Source organism: Variovorax humicola, from assembly GCF_037889915.1.
Classification (GTDB): Bacteria; Pseudomonadota; Gammaproteobacteria; order Burkholderiales; family Burkholderiaceae_C; genus Variovorax; species Variovorax humicola.
This window is the reverse complement of record NZ_JBBKZV010000020.1, coordinates 101806-124237: the sequence shown is the minus strand read 5'-3', so window position 1 is coordinate 124237 and position 22432 is coordinate 101806. Positions and strand designations below refer to the sequence as shown.

Annotated in this window: 19 protein-coding genes; 6 read left to right on the top strand and 13 right to left on the bottom strand. The window is 65.7% G+C overall.

The window, feature by feature from the left end; genetic code table 11:
• The 6 genes from WKW80_RS25215 to WKW80_RS25190 form a co-directional block, all read right to left on the bottom strand.
• On the bottom strand, nt 1-372 hold a 372-nt coding region (locus WKW80_RS25215), incomplete at its 3' end, for an SAF domain-containing protein (protein WP_340366314.1).
• 21 nt (nt 373-393) lie between these two features.
• Entirely contained in the window at nt 394-1404 is a 1011-nt protein-coding gene (locus WKW80_RS25210) for a lactonase family protein (RefSeq protein ID WP_340366313.1), read from the bottom strand.
• Between the two features lie 3 nt (nt 1405-1407).
• Nucleotides 1408-2760, bottom strand: coding sequence for a TRAP transporter large permease (locus WKW80_RS25205; protein ID WP_340366312.1), 1353 nt, complete (start codon nt 2758-2760; stop codon nt 1408-1410).
• Nucleotides 2751-3245, bottom strand: a complete 495-nt coding sequence (locus WKW80_RS25200) for a TRAP transporter small permease (protein WP_340366311.1) — start codon at nt 3243-3245, stop codon at nt 2751-2753. The genes WKW80_RS25205 and WKW80_RS25200 overlap by 10 nt, the downstream gene beginning before the upstream one ends.
• 10 nt (nt 3246-3255) lie before the next feature.
• The gene (locus WKW80_RS25195) at nt 3256-4242 is read right to left on the bottom strand and encodes a TRAP transporter substrate-binding protein (RefSeq protein WP_340366310.1); all 987 of its coding nucleotides are present in this window, start codon (nt 4240-4242) and stop codon (nt 3256-3258) included.
• Nucleotides 4243-4313: 71 nt separating this feature from the next.
• Complete coding sequence (locus WKW80_RS25190; RefSeq protein WP_340366309.1) at nt 4314-5126, bottom strand: NAD-dependent epimerase/dehydratase family protein; 813 nt, start codon at nt 5124-5126, stop codon at nt 4314-4316.
• Between the two features lie 154 nt (nt 5127-5280).
• Here WKW80_RS25190 and WKW80_RS25185 point away from each other — a divergent pair, with 154 nt between their 5' ends.
• From WKW80_RS25185 to WKW80_RS25165, 5 genes are all read left to right on the top strand, one after another.
• Nucleotides 5281-6111 carry a FadR/GntR family transcriptional regulator gene (locus WKW80_RS25185; protein ID WP_422822958.1) on the top strand — a complete coding sequence of 277 codons (831 nt, stop codon included), beginning with the start codon at nt 5281-5283 and terminating at the stop codon, nt 6109-6111.
• 79 nt (nt 6112-6190) lie between these two features.
• Nucleotides 6191-7177 (top strand): Bug family tripartite tricarboxylate transporter substrate binding protein, encoded by a 987-nt coding sequence (locus WKW80_RS25180; protein ID WP_340366307.1) that lies wholly within the window; start codon nt 6191-6193, stop codon nt 7175-7177.
• A 163-nt stretch (nt 7178-7340) separates the two neighbouring features.
• Entirely contained in the window at nt 7341-8252 is a 912-nt protein-coding gene (kdgD, locus tag WKW80_RS25175) for a 5-dehydro-4-deoxyglucarate dehydratase (RefSeq protein ID WP_340366306.1), read from the top strand.
• Nucleotides 8253-8321: 69 nt separating this feature from the next.
• Complete coding sequence (locus WKW80_RS25170; protein WP_340366305.1) at nt 8322-9758, top strand: aldehyde dehydrogenase family protein; 1437 nt, start codon at nt 8322-8324, stop codon at nt 9756-9758.
• Nucleotides 9759-9930: 172 nt separating this feature from the next.
• A complete protein-coding gene (locus WKW80_RS25165; RefSeq protein WP_340366304.1) occupies nt 9931-10257 on the top strand; it encodes a GYD domain-containing protein in 327 nt (108 codons plus the stop codon).
• 11 nt (nt 10258-10268) lie between these two features.
• On the opposite strand, the gene WKW80_RS25160 is transcribed toward WKW80_RS25165, so the two are convergent.
• The 7 genes from WKW80_RS25160 to WKW80_RS25130 form a co-directional block, all read right to left on the bottom strand.
• On the bottom strand, nt 10269-11519 hold the full coding sequence (locus WKW80_RS25160) for a catalase family protein (RefSeq protein ID WP_340366302.1): 1251 nt from the start codon (nt 11517-11519) through the stop codon (nt 10269-10271).
• On the bottom strand, nt 11516-13036 hold the full coding sequence (locus tag WKW80_RS25155) for a Dyp-type peroxidase (protein ID WP_340366301.1): 1521 nt from the start codon (nt 13034-13036) through the stop codon (nt 11516-11518). The genes WKW80_RS25160 and WKW80_RS25155 overlap by 4 nt, the downstream gene beginning before the upstream one ends.
• Before the next feature lie 234 nt (nt 13037-13270).
• Nucleotides 13271-14569, bottom strand: a complete 1299-nt coding sequence (locus WKW80_RS25150; RefSeq protein WP_340366300.1) for a hypothetical protein — start codon at nt 14567-14569, stop codon at nt 13271-13273.
• Between the two features lie 6 nt (nt 14570-14575).
• Entirely contained in the window at nt 14576-15007 is a 432-nt protein-coding gene (locus tag WKW80_RS25145; protein WP_340366299.1) for a hypothetical protein, read from the bottom strand.
• Nucleotides 15008-15064: 57 nt separating this feature from the next.
• A complete protein-coding gene (locus WKW80_RS25140; protein WP_340366298.1) occupies nt 15065-16927 on the bottom strand; it encodes a GMC family oxidoreductase in 1863 nt (620 codons plus the stop codon).
• A gap of 18 nt (nt 16928-16945) precedes the next feature.
• A complete protein-coding gene (locus tag WKW80_RS25135) occupies nt 16946-19468 on the bottom strand; it encodes a hypothetical protein (RefSeq protein WP_340366297.1) in 2523 nt (840 codons plus the stop codon).
• A gap of 213 nt (nt 19469-19681) precedes the next feature.
• A complete protein-coding gene (locus WKW80_RS25130; protein ID WP_340366296.1) occupies nt 19682-21202 on the bottom strand; it encodes an ABC transporter permease/substrate-binding protein in 1521 nt (506 codons plus the stop codon).
• A 105-nt stretch (nt 21203-21307) separates the two neighbouring features.
• On the opposite strand from WKW80_RS25130, the gene WKW80_RS25125 reads away from it, so the two are divergent.
• Nucleotides 21308-22399 carry an ROK family protein gene (locus WKW80_RS25125; RefSeq protein ID WP_340366295.1) on the top strand — a complete coding sequence of 364 codons (1092 nt, stop codon included), beginning with the start codon at nt 21308-21310 and terminating at the stop codon, nt 22397-22399.
• Nucleotides 22400-22432: the final 33 nt, after the last annotated feature.

The following is a 22432-nucleotide window of genomic DNA, read 5'->3' as shown; positions in this document are numbered from 1 at the left end:
GCCCACCGAGCCGTCCGCGTTGCGATAGCCCTCGAAGGTGTAGCCCTCCAGCGGCGGCTGCTCGGGCACCTTGACGGTGGCGATGGGCAGGCCGACCAGTTCGCGTGCGGCGGGCATCCTGAGCAGGCGTTCATGGACCCAGCTGCCGGCCGGAATCGCCTTCAACGCATAGCCGATCGGCACGTTGTAGCGACGCACCTCGCCCCCTTCGGGAATGTCCACCAGCGCCACCTTGTGCGCCTGCGGCACCTTGTCCACCAGCGTCAGGCCCGAGGGGAAGGTGGTGCCCGCGGGCAGGCCGCCGTCGTTGGCGACGATCGCGACGTTGTCGCGCTCGTGCATCGTGATGAAGAGGGGAGCGAAGGCCGTCATGTGCGTCTTTCTGCGTCTGGCTCAGGCGCCGAGCATGATGCTCTCGACCCAGTTGGCCCCGCGGCCGGCCGGGGCATCGCCGATGGGCGCGAGGTTACCGGACTCGCTATCGATTGCGTAGAGCCTCAAACGCTGCGAGCGTTGGCCGGAGGCGATCAGGAACTGGCCGTCGGGCGTGATGTTGAAACCGCGCGGTTGCGCTTCGGTCGGCGTGTGGCCGACAAGCGAGAGCGTGCCGTTCGCGGCATCGACGCGAAAGCCGGCAAGCGTGTTGGAGCGGCGCTCGCTGCTGTAGAGAAAACGTCCGTCGGGCGTGAGGTGCAGGTCGGCGGCCCACGGCTCGCCGCTGAAACCGGAGGGCAGCGTGCCGATGTTCTGCACGGCGCTCAGCGTGCCGGCGAAGGCGTCGTATGCGAGCACGTCGATGGTCGCGTCGAGTTCGTTCAGCAGATAGACAAAGCGCGAATCCCGGCTGAAGACGAAGTGCCGCGGGCTCGCGCCTTCATGCGGCGTCATGCTCGGGGGTGCGTTCGGCGTGAGTTGCCCCGTCGCCGAGTCGAATCGAAACTGGTTCACGACCTTGCCGCCCAGGCTGGTCGAGAGTACGAAGTGATTGCACGGCGCCGGCAGGATCGCATGTGCGTTGGGCCCGGTCGGCAGCACCTGCAGCGTGGCCTGCACGACGCCGTTGTCGTCGATGGCGTTCACCGCGACGAGGTTGCCTCCGTACGACGCGCTGAACAGATAGCGGCCGGTGGAATCCGTCGAGATGTACGCCATGCTGTGCGGCAGCGGACCGGCGCCGAGCTTCGACAGCTCGCCGGTCCTGGCGTCGATGGCAAAGCTCGGCGCCTCGCGCGGCTCCGAGCGCCGCGCCGCGTAGAGCCGGTCGCGCTTCGGGCTCAGTGCCAGCGGCATGACCTCGCCGCCGACGTCGACCGTCTGCACCGGCTTCAGAGTGCGTTGCGCCGGGTCGAGATGCAGCACCGAGATGTCGCCGCTTTCGGCGTTCGAAACATAGACGGCGAACATCTCTTACAGCACCGTGTGGCCGGTGATCAGCGACGGCAGCCAGGTCGAGAACGACGGCACGTACGTCACCAGCGTGATCGCGATGAAGATCGCGAGGTAGTAGGGCCAGGCGGTCTTCGTCGCCTCCCCGATCGATATCTTGCCAATGGCGCAACCGATGAACTGCACCGTGCCCACAGGCGGATGCACGAGGCCCAGCGCGCAGTTGAGCAGCAGCATCATGCCGAACTGCACCGGGCCTACGCCCATCTGGATGGCCAGCGGCAGGAACAGCGGCGTCGTGATCAGGATGTGCGCCGCCATGTCCAGGAAGATGCCCAGGAAGATCTGGATGATGTTGATGTACAGCAGCATCAGCCACGGGGTCGTGGTCGCGGCGAGCAGCGCGGCCTCGATGGTGTCGGGAATTTCCAGGTACGCCATCTGGTAGCGCAACATGTTCGACACGCCGATCAGCAGCAGGATCACGCCCGTGGTCTTCGATGCCTTGGCCAGCGACTTGAACAGCGCCCTCTTCGTCATCGTGCGGTAGATGATGACGGTCAACACCAGCGAGTAGGTCACCGCGATGGCCGCCGCCTCGGTGGCCGTGGCCACGCCCTCCATCACGCAGAACAGGATGATGACGATCACCATCAGGCCCGGGATGGCCGCGATGAAGGTGCGCACGACAGCACCCCAGCCAGGGAAGCGCTCGACCATGGTCGAGCCGTCGGGACGCTTGGGGTAACCGTACTTCGCGGCCTGCCAGTAGGCCGCCACCAGCATGCAGACCATGATCCAGAACACCGGGATCAGGCCGGCGAACATCAGGTCGCCGATCGACACGCCGCGGATCACGTGCCCGCCGATTTCACCGGCCGCGGCCTGCGCCGCGAAGGCGTAGATGATCATGTTGTGCGAGGTCGGCATCAGCGCGCCCGAGAGCGATGCATGCGTGGTCACGTTGACGGCGTAGTCCGCGCTGTAGCCCTCTTTCTTCATGACCGGGATCATCACGCCGCCCATGGCCGACGTGTCCGCCACCGGCGAACCCGAGACGCCACCGAACAGCGTCGAGGCGACCACGTTGGCCAGCCCGAGGCCGCCCTTCCAGTGGCCGACCAGGCTGCGCGCAAACGCGACGATCTTGTCCGCGATGCCGCCGTGCAGCATCAGCTCGCCGGAGAAGATGAAGAACGGGATGGCCAGGAACGAGAACACGTTCATGCCAGACACCATCATCTGGATGGCGGTCTCGAAGGGCAGGCCTTCGAATGCAAAGGTCAGCAGGCAGCTCAGCCCGATCGCGAACGCGACCGGCATGCCGAACAGCAGGAAGACGCAGAAACTGACGGACAGGATGGTCAGTGCCATGATGGAACGACCTCCTGGCCGGTGAACTGCGCAATCATGTGCTCGAGTGAAAACAGCGTGATGAGCACGCCTGCGATGAGCACCGGCAGGTAGCGAAAAGACTCCGAAATGCCCAGCGTGGGAATGGTGTCGTGATGCGTCGAGACCGCCATCTCGCCGGCACCGGCGAAGAGGGCGACCGCGAACGCGATGCTCAGCACATAGACGATGAACTTGCACCAGAACTGGCCGCGCGGCGGCAGCACCTTCACCAGCGAGTCCAGGCCGATATGGCCGGCGTCCCGCACACCCGCGGAGGCACCGAACATGGCGACCGAGATCACCAGCAGCAGGGCGACCTGCTCCACATAGGCCGGCGCGTTGTTGAAGACGTAGCGAAGCACCACGCCGTAGACGACGACCGACAGGAGGCCGACCAGGCAGATGCACGCCAGGTACATCGCCCAGCGCGACAACCTCGCGTTCAGATGGGTAAACAAGCTCATCGCCGGACCATCACTTCGTGTTGACGATTTCCGTCACGAGGCCCTTCAGCTCCGGCGTGGCCGAGAACTTGTCCCACACCGGCTTCTCGACTTCGACGAAGCCCTTGCGGTCGATGTCCGTCGCCGCCACGATCTTGGCGCCACCCTTGATGACGGTGGCCTTGGCGTCCTTTTCGCGCGCTTCCCACAGCTTGACGTAGTAGGGCACCGAGTCCTTCGCGGCCTTGCGGATCGCGGCTTGCTCTTCCTTGGGCAGCGTGTCCCAGATCTTCTTGGAGAAGACCAGAACTTCCGGCGTCATGACGTGCATCGTTTCCGAATACACGGGCGCCGATTCGAAATGCTTGGCTTCTTCATACGACGGGTAGTTGTTCTCGGCGGCGTCGACCAGGCCGGTCTTCAGGCCGGTGTACACCTCGGCGATGGGCATGGGGGTGGGCGATGCGCCAGTGGCCGTCACCAGGCTCACCATCAGGTCGGACGGCTGCACGCGGATCTTCAGGCCCTTCATGTCGGCCACCGACTTGATCGGCTTCTTGGCGTAGACCGAGCGCGCGCCGCTTTCGTAGAAGCACAGGCCGACGAAGCCGGCCTTCTCGAACGAGGCCAGGATCTTGTCGCCGGTCGGGCCGTACATCACCTTGCGGAAATGATCGATGTCGCGGAACAGGAAGGGCAGCGACGGAATCACCGATTCCGGCACGATGCCGTGGAACGACGCCGAGCTGACGCGCACCATGTCGAGCGCGCCGATCTTGACCTGTTCGACGGTGTCCTTTTCGGAGCCCAGCGCGCTGTCGGCGAAGATCTTGATCTTGTCCTTGCCGCCCGTGGCCTTGGCCAGGTCGTCGCTCATCTGCTTCACGGCCATGTTGGTCGGGAAGTCCTTGGAGTGGACTTCGGCCGAGCGGAAATCACGCGCCTGCGCGGCCACGGCGGTCAGTGCGAGCACTGCCGTCGCGACGATGCCGAGAAGCTTGCCATGTTTGATCTTCATCTGTCTTCCTTGGGTTGAAATAGAGACCCTCGTCTCCGATGCACTGCTGGGAAAAATGGCGGGTCGATGGCTCATTCGAACGGGCCTTGCGCGGTGAAGGCGCCGCCCTGGTAGATGGCGTTCGGGTCGTTCGCGGCGACCGGCGGCTGGGCCTCGACCTTGGCGCGGAAGGGCTCCGACGAATCCTGCGGCACGAAACCCAGGTGCGCCGCGCCGCGGTTGTCCCACCACACGTCGCGGTTGGCCGACATGCCATAGACGATGGTGTGCTTGACGTCGGGCGTGAACAGCGACTTCTCGACCAGCGTGGTCAGGTCGCGGTAGCTGAGCCACGAACTCATCATGCGGCGGTTGAGCGGCTCGGGGAACGACGAGCCGATGCGGATGCTCACCGTCTCGATGCCGTAGCGGTCGAAGTAGAACTGCGCCACGTCTTCGCCGAAGGACTTCGACAGGCCGTAGTTGCCGTCGGGCCGCTTGGATGCTGTCGCGTCGATGTGCTCGGTCTGCTTGTAGAAGCCGATGACGTGGTTCGAGCTGGCGAACACGATGCGCTTGACGCCATGACGGCGCGCACCTTCATAGAGATGGAAGACGCCCTTGATGTTGGCCTCGAAGATCTCCTCGAAAGGCCGCTCGACCGAAACGCCGCCCAGGTGCACGATGGCATCGCAACCCGCCACGAGCGCATCGACCGCGGCCTTGTCGGCCAGGTCGCAGATCACCACTTCTTCGTGCGGGCCCTCGGCGGGCGCGGGCGCCGCGAGATCGGACAGGCGAATCACGTCCGCATAGGGTCGGAGCCGCTCGCGCAGCACCTTGCCCAGGCCGCCGGCGGCGCCGGTCAGCAACAGGCGGCGGACTTTGTTTTCAGAGATCGACATGTTCAGGTTCTCTTGTATTGGCGCTTCTTGCGGGTAGCGCGGGGTTGCCGCTCTTGGCGTCCGATCGACATCGGGCGCTGAATCGCTGAGAATGCATTTTTGCGAGATCAGTTATATGTTGTCGTACAACATATGACCAATTATGATTCTTGCCATGGCGACGACTGATACGGGTAATCCCTTAAATCAAGTGCCTCCGGCGACAAGCGTCCCGGAGGCCGCCGCCACTTTCGTGGGTCGGCCGCGTCAGCGCGGTCGCGGCCTCGCTCACGGCCTCGTGGAAGACCTGGGCGACAAGATCCGCAACCAGGTGCTGCGCCCCGGCGACAAGCTGCCGACCGAGTCGGAAATCATGCACGCCTACGGCGTCAGCCGTACCGTGGTGCGCGAGGCGCTGTCGAAGCTGCAGGCGTCGGAGCTGGTCGAGACGCATCACGGCATCGGCACCTTCGTGCTGCAACCGCGGGCGGGCGGCGTGTTCCGGCTCGACCCGGGCGAGATCGCCGCGACGATCGACGTCCTTGCCGTGCTGGAGCTTCGCATCAGCCTGGAGACCGAATCCGCCGGTCTCGCCGCCAGCCGGCGCACCGACGACCAGCTGCTGGCCATGCGCCAGGCGCTCGATGATTTCGAGCGCAACGTGGCGGACGCGGGAGACACCGTCGCACCCGACTTCCGCTTTCACCTGCAGATCGCGCAGGCCACCGGCAACCCGTATTTCGCGGACATCATGAGCCACCTGGGCACCACGATCATTCCGCGCACGCGCATCAGCGCCATACGCAACATCGACCGCGGCGGTGCCTACCTGAGCCGCGTGAACCGCGAGCACGAAGAGATCTATGCGGCCATCGCGCGGCGCGATCCCGAGTCGGCGCGGGCGGCGATGCGCATCCATCTGACCAACAGCCGCGAGCGCTTGCGCGCGGCGCAGGAGGCCGCCCAAAAGTCCGGCGCAGGGGCACCGCCGCCCTCCGAGACTTGAGATTCGAGAGATTTGTCTGGACGGGTTGTATTTTTAGTTGTACGATGACTGATAACTTACACGCAAGGAGACACCTTTCATGAAAATCGATCGCCGCCGCATACTCGCCGCGACCTTCAATGCCGGCTTGCTGGCCGCCATGCCGTTGACGGCATCGGCGCAGGCCGCGGCCAACTGGCCGACCAAGCCCATCAAGATCATCGTGCCGTACCCGCCGGGTGGTTCGTCGGACATCATTGCGCGCTCGATCAGCCAGCCGCTGTCCGTGGCGCTCGGCCAGCCGGTGATCGTGGAGAACAGGGCGGGTGCCAACGGCAATCTCGGCGCCGACGCCGTGGCCAAGTCGGCACCGGACGGCTACACGCTGCTGCTGTGCGACGTCGGTGCACTGGCGATCAGCCCGTCGGTCTACAACAAGCTGGCGTTCGACCCGTCGAAAGACCTGCGCGGCGTGACGATGCTCGCCTACTCGCCGCACCTGCTGGTCGTGCATCCGTCGGTGAAGGCCGGCAATCTCAAGGAATTGGTCGCGTTGTCGAAGACCAGCGACCTGAACTTTGCCGTGACCGCCACCGGCAGCGCACCGCACCTGGCCGGCGTGGCACTGCAACGCGCCGTGGGCGCCAAGTGGATCTACGTGCCGTACAAGGGCGGCGTACAGGCGGTGCAGGACACCGTCGCCGGGCAGACCCAGATTCTGATGAACGGCATGCTCGCCACGCTGCCGCAGGTGCAGGGCGGCAAGCTCAAGGTGCTGGGCGTGTCGAAGGCCACGCGCATGCCGCTGATGGCCGACGTGCCCACCATCGCCGAGCAAGGCGTGCCCGGATTCGAAACCGGCACCTGGCAAGGCGTCCGCGTGGCGCACGGCACGCCGGACGCGATCGTCCAGCGGCTGAACAAGGAACTGATCTCGATCATCCGCTCGGCAGACATCCGCTCGCGGCTCGCGGTACAGGGCGCCGAAGTCGTGACCATGACGCCGGCCGAGGAAGAAGCCTTCTTCAACAAGGAGCGCGCGCGCTGGGCCAAGGTCGTAAAGGACGCCGACATCAAGCTCGACTAGAAGCCGCGAATCTTCCTGCCGTGGCCGCCGATCCCGGGCCTGCGCTGCTCGCCGCTCTGGAGTGCGGCTGCGCTGCTCGACCCGACCTCGGCGGCCTCGCTGCGCAATCTCCGCGACTTCTCACCACCTGTTTCGCTAATCCCCTCTCTCAAGACATTCCCCGATGAATCCGCAAGAACTCAAGACCATCATGGGCTCCGGCCTGCTCTCGTTCCCGCTGACCGACTTCGACGCGAACGGCGACTTCAACAAGCAGGGTTATGAAAAGCGCCTTGAATGGCTGGCACCCTACGGTGCGAGCGCACTGTTCGCGGCGGGGGGCACGGGGGAGTTCTTCTCGCTGACCGGCGCGGAATATCCCGGCATCATCAAGACGGCCGTGGACACCTGCAAGGGCGTCGTGCCGATCATCGCGGGCGCGGGAGGCCCGACGCGCTTTGCCATCGAATGCGCGCAAGCGGCCGAGAAGGCCGGCGCGCACGGCATCCTGCTGCTGCCGCACTACCTGACCGAAGCCGGCCAGGAAGGACTGGCCGCGCATGTGGAGGCGGTGTGCAAGAGCGTGGACTTCGGCGTGATCATCTACAACCGCGGCTCGACGCGCTTCAAGCCCGAGACGCTTGCAAAGCTGGCCGAACGCAACTCGAACCTGGTCGGCTTCAAGGATGGCATCGGCGACATCGAGACGATGGTGTCGATCTACCAGAAGATGGGCGACCGCTTTGCCTATCTCGGCGGGCTGCCGACGGCCGAGGTCTATGCCGCCGCCTACAAGGCGATGGGCACGCCGGTGTATTCGTCGGCCGTCTTCAACTTCATCCCGAAGACGGCGATGGACTTCTACCACGCGGTCGCCCGCGACGACATGGCCACGCAGCATCGCCTGCTGAAGGACTTCTTCATGCCGTACCTCGACCTGCGCAATCGCATGCAGGGCTACGCAGTGAGCATCATCAAGGCCGGCGCGAAGATCGTCGGACATGATGCAGGCCCGGTGCGCACGCCGCTGACGGACTTGAAGGCCGATGAGATGGACATGCTCAAGGCGCTGATCGACAAGCTGGGCCCTCAATAACTGGGCGCGATCGGCCGAAGCGGCATACGCTTCAGACCTCCCGTTTTCCCCGAGCACAAGGACAAGCAGATGCAACAGCACGATAACCTCATCGGCGGCCAGTGGACCCAAGGCAACGCCTACAGCCTGAACGTGAACCCCTCGAACCTGGGCGACACGATCGCCGAGTACACCCAGGGCGACGCCACGCACGTTGAAGCCGCCGTGGCCGCTGCCACCGCGGCGTTCCCGGCCTGGGCCACCGGCAGCGTGCAGGCGCGCTCGGACGCACTGGACCAGATCGGCACCGAGATCCTGGCGCGCCGCGAAGAGCTCGGCACGCTGCTCTCGCGCGAAGAAGGCAAGACCCGGGCCGAAGGCATCGGCGAAGCCACGCGCGCCGGGCAGATCTTCAAGTTCTTCGCCGGTGAATGCCTGCGCCTGTCCGGCGAGTTGCTGCCCTCGGTTCGCCCGAACATCGGCGTGGAGATCACGCGCGAGCCGGTCGGCGTGGTCGGCCTGATCACGCCATGGAACTTCCCGATCGCGATTCCTGCCTGGAAGATCGCGCCGGCGCTGGCCTTCGGCAACTGCGTCGTCTTGAAGCCCGCCGACCTGGTGCCGGGCTCTTCCTGGGCGCTGGCCGAGATCATCAGCCGCTCGGGCATTCCGGCGGGCGTGTTCAACCTGGTGATGGGCCGCGGCAGCGTGATCGGCAATGCGCTGGTGAACCACCCCGGCATCCATGCCATCAGCTTCACCGGCTCGGTCGGCGTGGGCCGCAACATCGCGATCCAGTGCGTGACCAACCAGAAGAAGGTGCAATTGGAGATGGGTGGCAAGAATCCGCAAGTGGTGCTGGACGACGCCGACCTGAACCAGGCCGTCGAACTCAGCGTGCAGAGCGCCTTCTATTCGACCGGCCAGCGCTGCACTGCCTCGAGCCGGCTGATCGTCACCGAAGGCATCTATCCGAAGTTCATCGCTGCAATGCAGGAACGCATGGCGAAGATCAAGGTGGGCGATGCGCTGGCCGCGGGCACGGACATCGGGCCGGTGTCGAGCCAATCGCAACTCGACCAGGACCTGGAGTACATCGCCATCGGCAAGGGCGAGGGCGCGACGCTGGCGGCGGGCGGGGAGCGGCTGAAGCTGGGCACCGAGGGCTACTACATGTCGCCGGCGCTGTTCAGTGAATCGGTGGCGAGCATGCGCATCAACAAGGAAGAGATCTTCGGCCCGGTGGCAAGCGTGATCAAGGTCAGGAACTACGAGGAAGCACTGGCCACGGCCAACGACACCGAGTTCGGCCTGTCCGCGGGCATCGCGACGACGAGCCTGAAGTACGCCACGCACTTCAAGCGCCACAGCCAGGCCGGCATGGTGATGGTCAACCTGCCGACGGCGGGGGTGGACTACCACGTGCCATTCGGCGGGCGCAAGGGAAGCAGCTACGGCCCGCGCGAGCAGGGCAAGTACGCGCAGGAGTTCTTCACCACGGTGAAGACGGCGTACACGCTGGCGTAAGCCACATCGGCGATGCGGTGCGGACGGCGCTGCAAGCCGGTATGGCAAGGTCCGCGGTTGCATTTCGCCGCTGAAGGAGTACAACAAGCGCCCCAACCACAAGAGGCAAGGCTGCGTCCGGCAATCCCGCGTGGATTCGGCGAGCCTCGAATTCGAAGAAACGGAGCTGGGCATGCCAACCTATATCTTGCACTTCAGCTATACCAGCGAAGCCTGGCAAAAGCTGGCCAGGAACCCGGAGGACCGCAGCGTTCCGATCAAGGCATTGCTGGAGAAGGTCGGCGGCAAGCTGATCAGCATGTACTACATGGCGGGCGAGTACGACGGTTTCATCATCTTCGAGGCCCCGGACGCCAAGGTGGCGGCAGCCGTCTCCGTCGGTGCCTCGTTGCCGGGGCATGTCCGCGCCAACAAGACGGGCCAGCTCTACACGGTCGCGGAGGCCATGGAGGTGATGGGCGCCGCGGGCAAGCTGTCGTTTCAACCGCCGAAGGGCTGACCGGCGAGGGGTCAGTCGAAGGTCTCGTCGCCATTGGGTTCGTAGTGCGGCACCGCGTTCATCTTGTGCCGGAACTGCGACAGCTCCCAATACATCCGCTTGCGCGCCCGGCTCTGGTTTCCCAGCGGCCGGTGCTCGGCAATGGTGTGCCACGGGTTGTAGGAGAGCCGCTTGGCAAACGCCATCTGCGCCGGTGAGTTGAAGGTCTGGCGCGGCAGCCGCAGCGTCGCGACCGGAATGCGCGGCGACAGCTTCTCGGGCCACAGCACGCCCGCGTTCTCGATCGGCATCAGGTGCGGATCGGTCTGCATCTGCATGCGCACTTCGAGCTCGACGTCGCCTTCCGACAGCGAAGCGACCATGGCGTTGCGCAGGTAGTCGTCCGGCGGGCGAAACGGCAGGTTCGGAATGCGCGTCTTCTTGTTCGACTTGGGCCAGACCGAATACACCATCGCCTGGCCCTCGCCCATCAGGTAGGGCACGCAGCTGAAGTAGGGCGCTTCGAAGGGGCTGGTCTGCGTCTTGATGTAGAGCGACTGCATGATGAGGTCGAGCACATGTGAGTCATGCAGGTTGACGAAGTAGAAGACCTGCGCGTTCTTCACGCTCCACAGTTGCAGTGCCGCGTTGGCCTTGGCGTCGGGCGTGACGAAGGTAGCGGTGGAGACGCCGAACATGTCGAGCGTGTGCTGTTCGTCCTCCATCAGCTTCGGGCCTTCGACGCCCATGAGCTTGATGCTGATGCTCATGAAGCCGACGTCGTCGATGTCGGGCGTGATGTAGGGCCCCGGGCCGGAAAAGCGCACCCAGGCCTTGAAGGTCTGCGGCTTGGCATAGATGCCGCGGCGCATGTGCTCGGGCAGGTTGTCGTGCACGGTGAACTCGCCTCTCAGGATGCCCTGCGTCTTGGTGTTGCCGCCGCGCTCGAAGCCGCCGGGTTTCCACAGGTCGGACATCTGCTGGGTGAAGCTGCGCACGATCGAATCGGTCCAGGCTTCCTCGTCGACCAGCAGGCGTTCCTCGGCGATCTTCAGGTGCTCGTCGACGCGCTTGCTGTTGATGAGCGAGGTGGTCAGGCGCGCCAGCGGGTCTTTCAGGAGCGCATCGAAGGCGGGCCGCACGAAGGGGTCGAAGCGGCGTTCGAGCCGGATCAGCGCCATGCCCGTGTCCGCGACGAAGTTGCGCCAGGCCACGCCGGTGCTGGCGCGCGGCTGCGGGTGGCTGGCGTTGGAGTCGTTGATCGGCGTGAGGGGCGGGTTCATGGCTTCACCTTTGACAGGAATCGAAGGGCACGAATGCCGGGCATGAAGAAGTAGCCGCCACCGATCACGGTGATGAACTGCGGCAGGCCGGTCACGCGCCGGTCGCAGCCGTTGGCCACCGGGATCGAGAAGCTGTCGGTCGGCGCGCCGATCGGGTCGGGTTGCCGGTTGCCCAGCAGCGGATCGCTCTCGCCGTGCAGGCTGTCGAAGCGCACGCCTGCGAGCCACGCGCTTTGCACGAATTCGAACTGGCGCGTGATGTTCGCGGCCAGGCAGATGAAGTGCAGGCCGGTGCCGTCGTAGGTCCTGTCGGTATGCGCCGGCTCGGGCGGCGCCACCAGCGCTTGCGACAGCGTCTGTCGCGTGCCGTATTCGCGTCCGCGCCGCATCAGGCGATGGAAGCGCGTCGATGAAACGTGGTCGTTGGCCAGCGCATCGGCGTCGAAGCCCAGTGTGCGAATGGCCCATGAGAAGAAGCCGTTCGCACCCGGCGGCAGGTCGGTATTGCGTGGGTTGCTGCGGCGGATGTGCGCGCCGATGGGGCAGTGCAGGCCTTCCTCGTCGCCGCGGTAGGTGAAGGTGTTGCGCGGGTCTTGCTCGCCCGGGATGCGTTCGCCGGTGGGGATCAGCGCATCGCCTTCCGTGGTGCGGCCGACCATCGCCTCCGCAAGATGCTCGCGCGCAGCCGCGTCGCCATCCGCCACGCGGTCGACGAATTGCCAGAAGCCGCCGACGTCCTGTCGCAACTGGCGCAGCACGAGGTAGCTGCCGTTGCGGCCGAGGTCGGCCATGTCGGGTTCGTCTTCGGCGCGCGGGAGTTGGCCGCCGGGGTCGCGCTGTGCATCGAGCAGGGGGCGCTCGGTGTATTCGCCGTATTCGTTGGGGTAGCCCAGCACGAATTCGCCGAGGCATGCGATGTTGGTGTATTCGCGCAACTCCTGGTCGACGGCCGCTCGCTCGCGGTCCCAGTCGATGCGGGGCTCGGAGATGCCGTCCCTGAAGCCGAAGGCCTCGTGCCCGTCCATGTCGGTGGTCGTGAGGCACTTGACCAGGGTGAACCCGGCCGCGCATTCCGTGAGCACCTTGTCCTGCCACGCGGCAAGCCGGTCCTTTACTGCGTATAGCAATACGACCACATGCGGCACGACCTCGGAGGCATTGCCCCAGTGCCAGTACGCCGGATCGTTGTTGCCGACGTCGCCCAGCCGCCGCGCACGGCTCTCGTCGCTGCTCATGCCGGCAACGAACTCGGGCGAAAAGCCCTGCACGATATCTTCGGGCACGCCGAGCGCGCGCAGCCCGGGGCAGCTCAGGGCCACGTGCAGCGCGGTAGGCGGGGCCGAGTCCAATTTCACCGCGTTGTTTACCGTGCAGCGCGACAGCCATTCGCGCGCCGCCGTGGCGTCGCGCACGTCGAGCAAGAGGAAGCTGGCCTCTTTCAGCTTGCCGTAGCCGAATGCGAGCAGACCCTGGATGTCATCGAGGTCGACGGTGAATGCGCCCTGGCCATTGCTCATGTCAGTGTTCCACCACGCTATCGTGCGACCGATGAAGCCAGGACGAGCACCGCGAAGTCCGTTCGTGGGCACCCGCGGAACCGGCTTTGCCGGGCCGCTGGGTGCGCCCCCTCGAGGGGGAGGCGCCGCAGGCGCATCGGGGGTGTTTCATTTCCCTCGCGGAACCGGCTTTGCCGGGCCGCTGGGTGCGCCCCCTCGAGGGGGAGGCGCCGCAGGCGCTTCGGGGGTGTTTCTTCACATCAGCCTCAACCATGCCAGCGCCTGCGCGTCATTCATGTGTTGCGCATCGACGCCTGCCCGGATGCGCCGGTTGCGCTCCAGGTCGCCGAGCGTGAGGCCGGGGTAGGCGCGGTACCAGACCTGCGTCGGCAATTGGTGGCGCCGCTGGTAGTGCTTGAAACGCTGTTCGTGGCGTGCCCCGCCGCAGATGAGCCAGTCGGTGCGCGGCCAGCCGAAGCCGTTGCTGAAGACCAGGTTCAGCCCCCAGGCGGCCTTGTTGACGAAGTCATCCATGTAGCTCTCGTGGCTGCCGTCGTAGTCACTCGCGAACAGCACGCGCTGCCGGTCGTCGATGAACACCCAGCGCGCGAAGTGGATGGTCTGTATGCGCGCAAGGTGGCCCTTGCCGAACACATGGCGGGCCGCATAGTCGATGAGCAGCAGGATGACAGGCACCAGCACGCGGCGAAACCACCCCGGCTTGACGGCGCCCAGCGCGGTGAAGCTGTTGGTCAGGTCATGGTCTTCCAGCCGCTGCATGCCGAGCACGGCGGCCGGGTCCGGCGGCGGGCAATACTCCGGGTCGCTTTTCTCCTGGCCGCGCAGGATCACGAGCGCAAACGGCAGCACGAGGACCAGCGGCAGCAGCATCAGCGGCACGCCGACAAGATGAAGCGCGTTTCGCATGTCCCAGCTCAGCGGCGTGGGTTCCGGCCCGGTCAGCGGCAGGCGGCCGGCGTTCTGTTCGTCTTTCACGAAGTCGAGCAGCGCTTGCCGCACCGCTTGCGGATCGGTCGGGGCGCCGTGGGCCGTGCCGCGCGGCACGCGGGCCGAGAGCGCCCGTTGCAACGCGCTCTCCTCCCGCACCTGCCGCACGGTGCGGCCGATACGGTTGACGTAGTTGGTGTCGACGTGCACGTCGTGCGCCTTCATCCATGCCAGCAGATCGGACGAGGTGTTGAACCCGTCGCAATTCGAGAAGACGCGCGACAGGCCGCGGCCCGCGAAATGCGCGAACTCGGCCAGTTGCTCGTCGGCTGGCCCGTCGCATACGCCCAGGAACACCAGGTACAGCGGAGGAACCTGCGGGCGTGGCAGGCCGAAGGTTTCGAAGTCGACCAGCGTCGAATCGTCGAGCAGCGCGAAGCGCGCGTAGTGCAGCTTGTTGAAAATGCCGAAGGGCAGCACTTCATTCGCCGGGTCGGCTGCTCCTGGCTTGTGCGCGAGGTTCATTTCGTCGAGCACTGCGCGCAACGCGGCTTCGCGGCCCGCGGCAACCGCGGCCAATACCGTGAAGGGCGCTTGGGGGGTCACCGCACCTCAGAACTGCAGGCAAAAATCGATCAGGCGGGCCTTGTCCCAGTACACCTTGCCAAGGTAGAAGTCCGGCCCGATGAGACGAATCTCGTCGCGTATGCGGCTGGCGACGAACGAGGTGTCGGAATAATCGAGCACGATGCATTCGTTGCCGTCGAGCCAGCTCTTGTCCTTGTAGACCTTGGCCACGATGGCATGCACGCCAAAGGCCAGGATCTTGTTCTTGAGCACGCCCTTCTGCGCGTCGAATATTTTTCCCTGCCACCCGAACACATTGATGATCTGCGCGATGTTGTCGGAGAACCTGGTGCCCGGCGCGACGATGGCCGTGCCCTTCGCTTCGCCATTGGGTATGTCGCCAGGAGCGCTCGCCTTGAACAGGTCATCGAGCTGCTGCTGGCTCATGCCGAGCAGTTGCGGAACGTCGTATGCCATGGGTCTTCTCCTGTGAGTGAGCAGCCGGAAGCAGTGTCGGCCTATCGCCGGGGACCGTCAATTCGTCGAAAGAGGTGTCTGCGTCGCCGAGGTGAGCAGCATGTCGGCTGCCTTCTCGGCCAGCATGTAGACCGCGGCCGCGATGAAGAAGCCGGGTATCTTCGGAAACGCCGACGCATCCACCACGCGCAACCGCGAGACGCCGTGCACAGCCAGCGTGCTGTCGAGCACGCCGCCTTGCTCGCGCTGCCCGATAGGGCACGAGCACGATGCGTGATGGCCCCATGCGGTGTCGCGCACGTACTGCGCCAGCGCGTCGTCGCTGTCGCAGTCGGAGCCCGGCAGGCACTCTTTCGTGATGAGGCCGCTCGCGTGCAGCGGCGCCGTCAGCTCGCGCACCGCGCGGATCGCCTGCACCACCGCGGCCAGGTCGTCGTCCGCATCGTCGTCGCCTTCGTCGAAGTAGTGGAAGTTCACCGTCGGCGTGTCGAGCGGGTCGGCCGAGCGCAGCCGCACGCGGCCCGCGCGATTGCGCGTGTGGCCCTTGAGGATGGCCCAGGTGAGGCGGTCCGGTTCGTCGCGGATGGCGTCGGAGAAGCCGGGGTAGTAGCCCTCGAAGCGGGCCAGCAGGGCCATGCAGAAGATGTCGGGATCGGTGCCCGCGCGGTCGCTGCGGGTCACCAGGCCGATGGCCGCGCCGTTGGAGCCGTACATGCCGTCGCCCGATGACTTCCAGCGCTGCCAAAGCGGGTCGTCCTTCTCCCAGCGGGCGCCCTCGAGCACGTGCCACGGCGCGCGGATTTCATGCGTTACCGCGACTTCGTAGCGATCCTGCAGGTTGCGGCCAACGCCTTGCAGGTCGACGCGCGTGTCGATGCCGTGCGCCTGCAGATCTTCCGTGGGGCCGATGCCCGACAGCATCAGCAATTGCGGCGTGTTGAACGCGCCGCCGCACAGGATGACTTCGCGCCGCGCATAGACGTGCCGCACTTCGCCCTGCGATCCGCTTGGCTCGGGATGGGCGTGGTACAGGTGGTGGCCCTTGCGGTACTCGATGCCGTTGGCGCCGCCCTCCGCGTCGAACAGCACGCGCGTGGCCAGCGCGTGAAGCTCGACATGCAAGTTGTCGGGGTGGCGCCGGGCCACGTCGCGCAGCCGCTCGCGCACCCCGTAGCGGCGATGGCGCGCAGTGGCCAGCGGCGTGTAGCACAAGCCTTCGAAACTCTCGCCCGAGGCGTGGCGCGAGTTCGGGTCTCCCCAGCCGCCGCGCATCCAGTGCCAGGCGCTCACCAGCGGCGTCGGCAAGTGGCGGGTGAAGGTGCCGATGGTGTCGCGCAGGGCGCGCAGCAGGCCGTCGTCATGCAGCACCGACAGCGGCATCGACTTCTCGGTGCGCAGCCAGCCGTCCCAGCCATGGCCGGTCGGATCGATGCCGAGGTGGCGTATCGCCCGCCACACCGGCCGGTGCCGGCAGTTCTCGATGCGCTGCGCATAGCGCTGCATGCGCGATGCCTGCCAGGACACGTCGCCGGTGGACCGCGCGATGTCGTCCCAGTCGGAGTCGTGCGGCGGCATGAAGATCATGGCGTTGTGCACCGTGCAGCCGCCCAGTGCGGCGGCGCGCGGATACAGCACGCCGCGGCCGGACCGGTACTTGGGATCGCGTGCCTGGCGTTGCTCGTCTTCGTAGTGCCGCACGTGAAAGTTCCAGGCCAGCGCAGGGTTCTCGCATGCGAAGGCGTGAAAGGCCGGTACGTCGTAGTCGTCAGGCAGCCGGTTGGCCTCGGCGCGCGGGTCGCCGCCGGCCTCGAGCACGAATACGCGCATGCCGGACTCGGCCAGCCGCGCAGCCAGCACGCCGCCGCCCGCGCCTGAGCCGACGATCACGTAGTCCCATTCGGACGCCTGGTCACCGGTCATGTGCGGGTGGCGCACGCGTCAGAAAGTCTTGAGGAAGGTGATGAGGGCCCGCTTGTCGTCATCACTCAAGACAGGCTCCTCGCCAAAGGAGCGCTCGTCGGCGCTGAGGCCAGCCTGCTTGTTGAATTCGGCCGTGCCGAAATAGTGCCCGCGATTGACGACGAAGTCCGGGCACTTGCTCAGCGCCAGCAAGGGCTCGCGCAGGTCGGAAAAGTGCTTGCGCAGTTGCTCGTCGGTGGCGTTCGCCGGTGCCGAGAGCAGGTCGCCCTTCATCTTGATCGCCAACTCGCCGAGCTTGGCCGCGTGCGCGGCCTTGTCGCCCAGGCCGCCTTCCTCGGCGCGCAGCCTGAGATTGGCCAGCAGGTTGATCGGCATGCCCTTGGGGATGGGGCCCAGTTCCACGTCGCCGCCGCTGGACACCAGTCCCGGCAGCCAGCGGTGCAGCGTGCCTTGCAGCGGCTGCAGGGAGTCGGGCACGAAGCCGACCGGGATGGTCACGCTGCTGCGCTCGGTGGTGCGGTCGATGGTGCCGTTGACCTTGTTGCCCAGCTCGGAGTCGCGTTCGCGCTTTTCAGGCCACAGCATCTGCTCGATCGATGCGTCGAACACTTTCATGCGCGCCTCGATCGACGGGTTGATGTCGAACGGCCCGACGGAGTTGTTGAGCAGGAACGGTGCGGTCGACCAGATGCTGATGAGCGAGGGCACCCGGGTGTAGCCGCGTCCGCCGGCCGGCATCACGTAGGGCCGCGGCTCGCCGGTGAACGGGTCGGCGACGGTGACGGTACCGATCGACGGCAGCGACTTGTAGGTGCTCGACGAGAAGTTGTCCCAGATGTTGCCCGCCAGCGCGTTGGTCGCGAGCGGGCTGCACGCGTTGGTGCGCAGCAATGTGGCGGGTATGCGCACCTCGGTGGAGAGGTAGTTGTTCTCGAGGAAGTCCGGCGCCTGCACGATGGCGCGCATCTTGGCCTTGTAGCCATCGGTCTGTGTCCAGGCCCAGTACTTCTTGAAGCAGTCGAGGTAGCCCGGGCCTGCGCACTTGGCGGGCGTGACGTCCACCTCCACCGGCGGCGCCTTGCTCGAATGGCAGCGCGCGCAGGTGTCGGCGAAAACCACCTTGCCCTTGTCGAGCGTGGCAGCGTCGGCGGACAGGTATTTGTCGCCGCCCGGTGCGTCTTTCAGATGGTCGGGTCTTGCCGCCTTCAGGAAGAAAAGTGCGGTGTTGGGCGTGCCCAGTTCGGTGGCCTGCCAGTAGCTGGAGTTCTTCTGCGCGTCGGCGATCTTGATGGGGCTGATGGCCTTGCCGCCCACCACCGGGTTGAAGTGCAGCAGCCACTCCTCGCTGAAAAGGCCGATGTTCAGGTACACGCGGTTGAGCGCGCCGAGCAGGCCCACCGAGTCGGCGCCATCCTTCAGCACGTGCGGCGTCTTCACGGTCTGGTCGGCCTTCGAATAGAACGCGGTCAGCGGGCCGCTGGTGAGGAAGTCGTTGAACTGCTTGTTGTCGCGTTCGCCGCCGGCAAGCTTTTCTTCACCGAGCCGCAAGGCCAAGCCCATTCGATCCGGGAAGTCATACACCGCGTTCATCGTGCGCGGGTTGTTGATGCTGTCGGTGGAGACGAGCGAGGTGTCCATCGAGCCTGGCCTGAAGGTGTGGGCGAGCTGGAACATGAAGTTCTTGCGGCCTTCGGGCTTGTTCGAGTTGTGGATGAAGAGCCGGTCCACCCACATGTATTGCGCGCCGACGGACGAACTGAGGTTCTCCCACTTCGGGTTGCCCGGATCGGCCGGTGGCTTCACGGGGCTCGGCCCGAGATGGCAGAAGCCGCACGACATGCCCACACGATAGGGCCGCACCAGGTCAGCGCGGTTGTAGTACTTGGGATCGGTGTAGTACTTCTCGGCGTCCCATTCCTTGGCGGCCTTCTCGTCGAAGTCCGGGTTGGGAAAAAGCCGCAGGCCGGCGATGCCGGTGCCATAGCCGTAGTAGGAGCCGACCTGTTGCGTCTGGCCGTTGCCCAGCGGCTTGCCGCGCGAGCCGATGACCACGCCCGGATACTTGGTTTCGTTCTCGAAGGGGTCGGGCGCACAGCCTTTGTCGCGCACGTCGAGCCAGAGGCCGCGCCGGTTCGGATCGGGTCCGGCCGCCTTGTTGAAGCAGGGCTCGTTCACCAGGCCGAAGTACTCCCAGCGATTGGCGCGCGAATAGCCTTGCGTTGGATGCGAACTGATGATCTTGAGCAGGTCGAAGGCGCCGTACGTGTAGTCGGTCATCTTGTTCCAGAAGCGGTCGTTGCCACCGCTCCAGACCAGCCACATGTTGCGGCCCTTGATCTCATCGGGCGAGAGCGCGACGCCGCCGTCCATGTCCTTGAAGTAGTCCTCGTCGGCATGCGGGAACGAGGCGGCAGCACGGCCTGCGATCCTTGCTTCGTCGAGAACGGTGCCTGCCTCGGGCTCCTTCTGCGAGCAACCGGCCATGAGGGTACATATCACCAGCGGGAGCAGCCTTGCGGTGGCCCAGCAATTCTTGTTCATTGCCACTTCTCCTGCACGGTTGGGTCAGCGGGCAAAAGCAAAACGCAATCGCATCGCCGGGAAAGTTTGTTCGCGAGGTTTGCCTACGTCTATCGACCATGCGCGGTAACGCAAAGGGCGTAGGCGGCGCGGCACTTGCGCCGCGCTTGCGGGTCACCGATTTCGCCCGCGAGTCTCTCGATCAGGCGACGGCGGTCCAGCGACTCAAGCGACTCAATCCTCCCGCCGCAACCAGTACTCGATCCCCTCGAACACCACCTCGCTCATCAGCGCCAGCGCCGCCGCAGGCAGCGCACCTGCGATCAGCAAGCCGCTGTCGTTCAGCGCCAGTCCGGTCACGATGCGCTCGCCGAATCCGCCTGCACCGATGAACGCTGCAATGGTCGCCGTGCCGATCGCAATCGTCGTCGCGGTGCGAACGCCCGCGATGATGGTCGGGAAGGCCAGCGGCAGCATCACGACGCGCAAGCTTTGCGGATGCGTCATGCCGAGCGCGGTGCCGGCCTGGCGCAGGCCCAGCGGCACTTCGGCCAGGCCCGTCACCGTGTTGCGCATGATCGGCAGCAGCGCATAGAGCGTGAGTGCAATCAGCGCGGGCAGCGTGCCGATGGCGCCGATCCAGGAGATCAGCAGGGCCAGCAGCGCCAGCGAGGGCACGGTCTGCAGCAGTCCGGTGGCGCCGAGCACGATGGCACGCAATCGCGTGTGCGGGAACACCAGGACGGCCAGCGGCACCGCAATGAGGATCGCGCAGCCCACGGACAGCACGACGAGCAGCAGATGCTGGCGCGCAAGGCGCCCGAGGTCGGGACCCAGCAGCTTGGCGATCCAGCCGCGAGGCGCGCCGCTGCCCGCCTTTGCGCCGCCGGCCAGGAAGTCCTTTGCGATGACGTCGAAGGGCGCGCTCTGCAACTCCGCCCGCGCGTTCATCGCGATCATGGCGCGCTCGTCGATGCGGCCTTCGAGTTTCCGGAGCGCTGCCCACGCAGCGGGCAGGCGCTGCGGCAGATCGAGCTTGTAGAGCAGCACCGCGTCATAGCGCGGAAAGTACTTGCGGTCGTCGTCCAGCACACGCAGGTTCAGATGGCCGATCTTCGCGTCGGTGGTGTAGATGTCCATGACGTCGATCTGCTTCGCGGCGATGGCGTCGTAGGCCAGACCGTGGTCGAGGCCGGTTGGCTGCTGGGTGAAGCCGTAGCGCCCGGCCAGGCCCTTCCAGCCGTCGGCGCGCCCGATGAATTCGTTCGACAGCCCGAGCTTCAGTTCCGGGTGCTTTGCCAGGTCGCTCAATGACTGGATGTGCAGCCGGTCGGCATCGGCCGCGCGCATCGCCAGCGCATAGCCATCGTTGAAGCCCAGCGGCACAGCCACGCCCAGGCCCCGGGGCGCGAGCGCGGCGTTCATTTCCTCGCGCGTCATCGGGCCGCTGTGCTGCAGGATTTCCAGCGCGATGGTGCCCGTGTATTCGGCATACAGGTCGATGCCGCCGGAGCGCAGCGCCTCATAGACGATGGCGGTGTTGCCCAGGCCTTGCCGCACCACGGGCGCCTGCTTCAATTGCGGCGCCGCCGTTTGCGCGATGACCTCGGCCAGGATGTACGACTCGGTGAAGCGCTTGGAGCCGACGCGAAGCGTGTCCGCGCCCTGTTGCGCGTGCACGCCCAGTGCGAGGCACGTCAGGCCCCAGCTCAGCGCGGCAACGCGCCATGTTCGGATCATCATCCAGCGTGGCATCGGGGCAGTGTATCGATTCGGCACGCATCAGGCGGCTTTCCTACACGGGCCGGCGCGGCGTGCCGATGGCGGGGCGCCGCGGCGCACGCCACATTTCAGCCCTCCATGAAGAAAAAAGTACGCCGCAAGACTCCGAAAGCCTGGCCGTCCGCCGCGACCGCGCCTGCCCATGGCGCGATGGAATTGCCGTCGGTCGTGGTGCAAAGCTACAGCCTCGCGCTGCGCGACGCCGAGGGATTCGTCGGCGACGCCGCCAGCCAGACCGCGTTCCGCGACCTGCTCGACAAGTGGCGCAAACGTGTTGCGCGGCGTGGCGAAGATCCTCTCGGCACCGGCGATTCCGACCAGTTGAGCAAGGCCAGGATCGACAGCAAACTGCGCCGCAAGAGCGCGGACGCCGCCACGGACATGGTGCAGGGCGCGATCGAGGAGTTTTCCGTGGAACTCGCGCATGTCATCCGGCGCTATCTGCGGCAGAAGACATGGAAGGGCGTGCAGCGCATCGTGATCGGCGGTGGCTTTCCTGGAAGCGACGTGGGCGAACGCGCGATCCTGCAGGCTGCCGCGATGCTGAACATCGATGGCGCAAAGGTCGAGCTTGCGCGCCTGCGCCACGAGCCCGACGACGGCGGCCTGCTGGGCTGGCTGCACCTTGCGCCGCCGCAGATGCTCGCCGGCTACGACGCCATCCTCGCCATCGACATCGGCGGCACCAATGTGCGTTGCGGCATCGTGAAACCCCGCTTGGCCAGGGCCGCCGACCTCTCGAAGGCGAAGGTGGTCAAGCGCGACAAGTGGCGTCATGCGGATGAAGGTCCGAAGCAGAAGGACCTGCTCGACGGCATCGTCGACATGGTCGAGCGCAACGTGCGGCGGGCGCGGCGCCGGGGCCTGCGGCTGGCGCCGTTCATCGGCATCGGTTGTCCGGGACTGATCCGCGACGACGGCTCGATTTCGCGCGGCGCGCAGAACCTGCCGGGCGACTGGGAGCGCGAGACTTTTCATTTGCCCAGCCATGTGCACGAGAAAATCCCGCTCATCGACGGGCGCGCGACCACGGTGATGCTTCACAACGATGCGGTCGTGCAGGGCCTGAGCGAATTGCCGTTCATGCAGGACGTCAAGCGGTGGGCCGTGCTGACCATCGGCACCGGACTCGGCAATGCGAGCTTCCGCAATCGAAAAAAAGCGGGTTGATTTGAAACTACACTGGCAAACGAAAGTACCAGC

Excerpts from the sequence above, each read along its gene's own strand:
- WKW80_RS25210 (WP_340366313.1), bottom strand. The coding sequence starts at position 1,404 with ATGTTCGCCGTCTATGTTTCGAACGCCGAAAGCGGCGACATCTCGGTG.
- WKW80_RS25205 (WP_340366312.1), bottom strand. The coding sequence starts at position 2,760 with ATGGCACTGACCATCCTGTCCGTCAGTTTCTGCGTCTTCCTGCTGTTC.
- WKW80_RS25200 (WP_340366311.1), bottom strand. The coding sequence starts at position 3,245 with ATGAGCTTGTTTACCCATCTGAACGCGAGGTTGTCGCGCTGGGCGATG.
- WKW80_RS25195 (WP_340366310.1), bottom strand. The coding sequence starts at position 4,242 with ATGAAGATCAAACATGGCAAGCTTCTCGGCATCGTCGCGACGGCAGTG.
- WKW80_RS25190 (WP_340366309.1), bottom strand. The coding sequence starts at position 5,126 with ATGTCGATCTCTGAAAACAAAGTCCGCCGCCTGTTGCTGACCGGCGCC.
- WKW80_RS25185 (WP_422822958.1), top strand. The coding sequence starts at position 5,281 with ATGGCGACGACTGATACGGGTAATCCCTTAAATCAAGTGCCTCCGGCG.
- WKW80_RS25180 (WP_340366307.1), top strand. The coding sequence starts at position 6,191 with ATGAAAATCGATCGCCGCCGCATACTCGCCGCGACCTTCAATGCCGGC.
- kdgD (WP_340366306.1), top strand. The coding sequence starts at position 7,341 with ATGAATCCGCAAGAACTCAAGACCATCATGGGCTCCGGCCTGCTCTCG.
- WKW80_RS25170 (WP_340366305.1), top strand. The coding sequence starts at position 8,322 with ATGCAACAGCACGATAACCTCATCGGCGGCCAGTGGACCCAAGGCAAC.
- WKW80_RS25165 (WP_340366304.1), top strand. The coding sequence starts at position 9,931 with ATGCCAACCTATATCTTGCACTTCAGCTATACCAGCGAAGCCTGGCAA.
- WKW80_RS25160 (WP_340366302.1), bottom strand. The coding sequence starts at position 11,519 with ATGAACCCGCCCCTCACGCCGATCAACGACTCCAACGCCAGCCACCCG.
- WKW80_RS25155 (WP_340366301.1), bottom strand. The coding sequence starts at position 13,036 with ATGAGCAATGGCCAGGGCGCATTCACCGTCGACCTCGATGACATCCAG.
- WKW80_RS25145 (WP_340366299.1), bottom strand. The coding sequence starts at position 15,007 with ATGGCATACGACGTTCCGCAACTGCTCGGCATGAGCCAGCAGCAGCTC.
- WKW80_RS25140 (WP_340366298.1), bottom strand. The coding sequence starts at position 16,927 with ATGACCGGTGACCAGGCGTCCGAATGGGACTACGTGATCGTCGGCTCA.
- WKW80_RS25135 (WP_340366297.1), bottom strand. The coding sequence starts at position 19,468 with ATGAACAAGAATTGCTGGGCCACCGCAAGGCTGCTCCCGCTGGTGATA.
- WKW80_RS25130 (WP_340366296.1), bottom strand. The coding sequence starts at position 21,202 with ATGCCACGCTGGATGATGATCCGAACATGGCGCGTTGCCGCGCTGAGC.
- WKW80_RS25125 (WP_340366295.1), top strand. The coding sequence starts at position 21,308 with ATGAAGAAAAAAGTACGCCGCAAGACTCCGAAAGCCTGGCCGTCCGCC.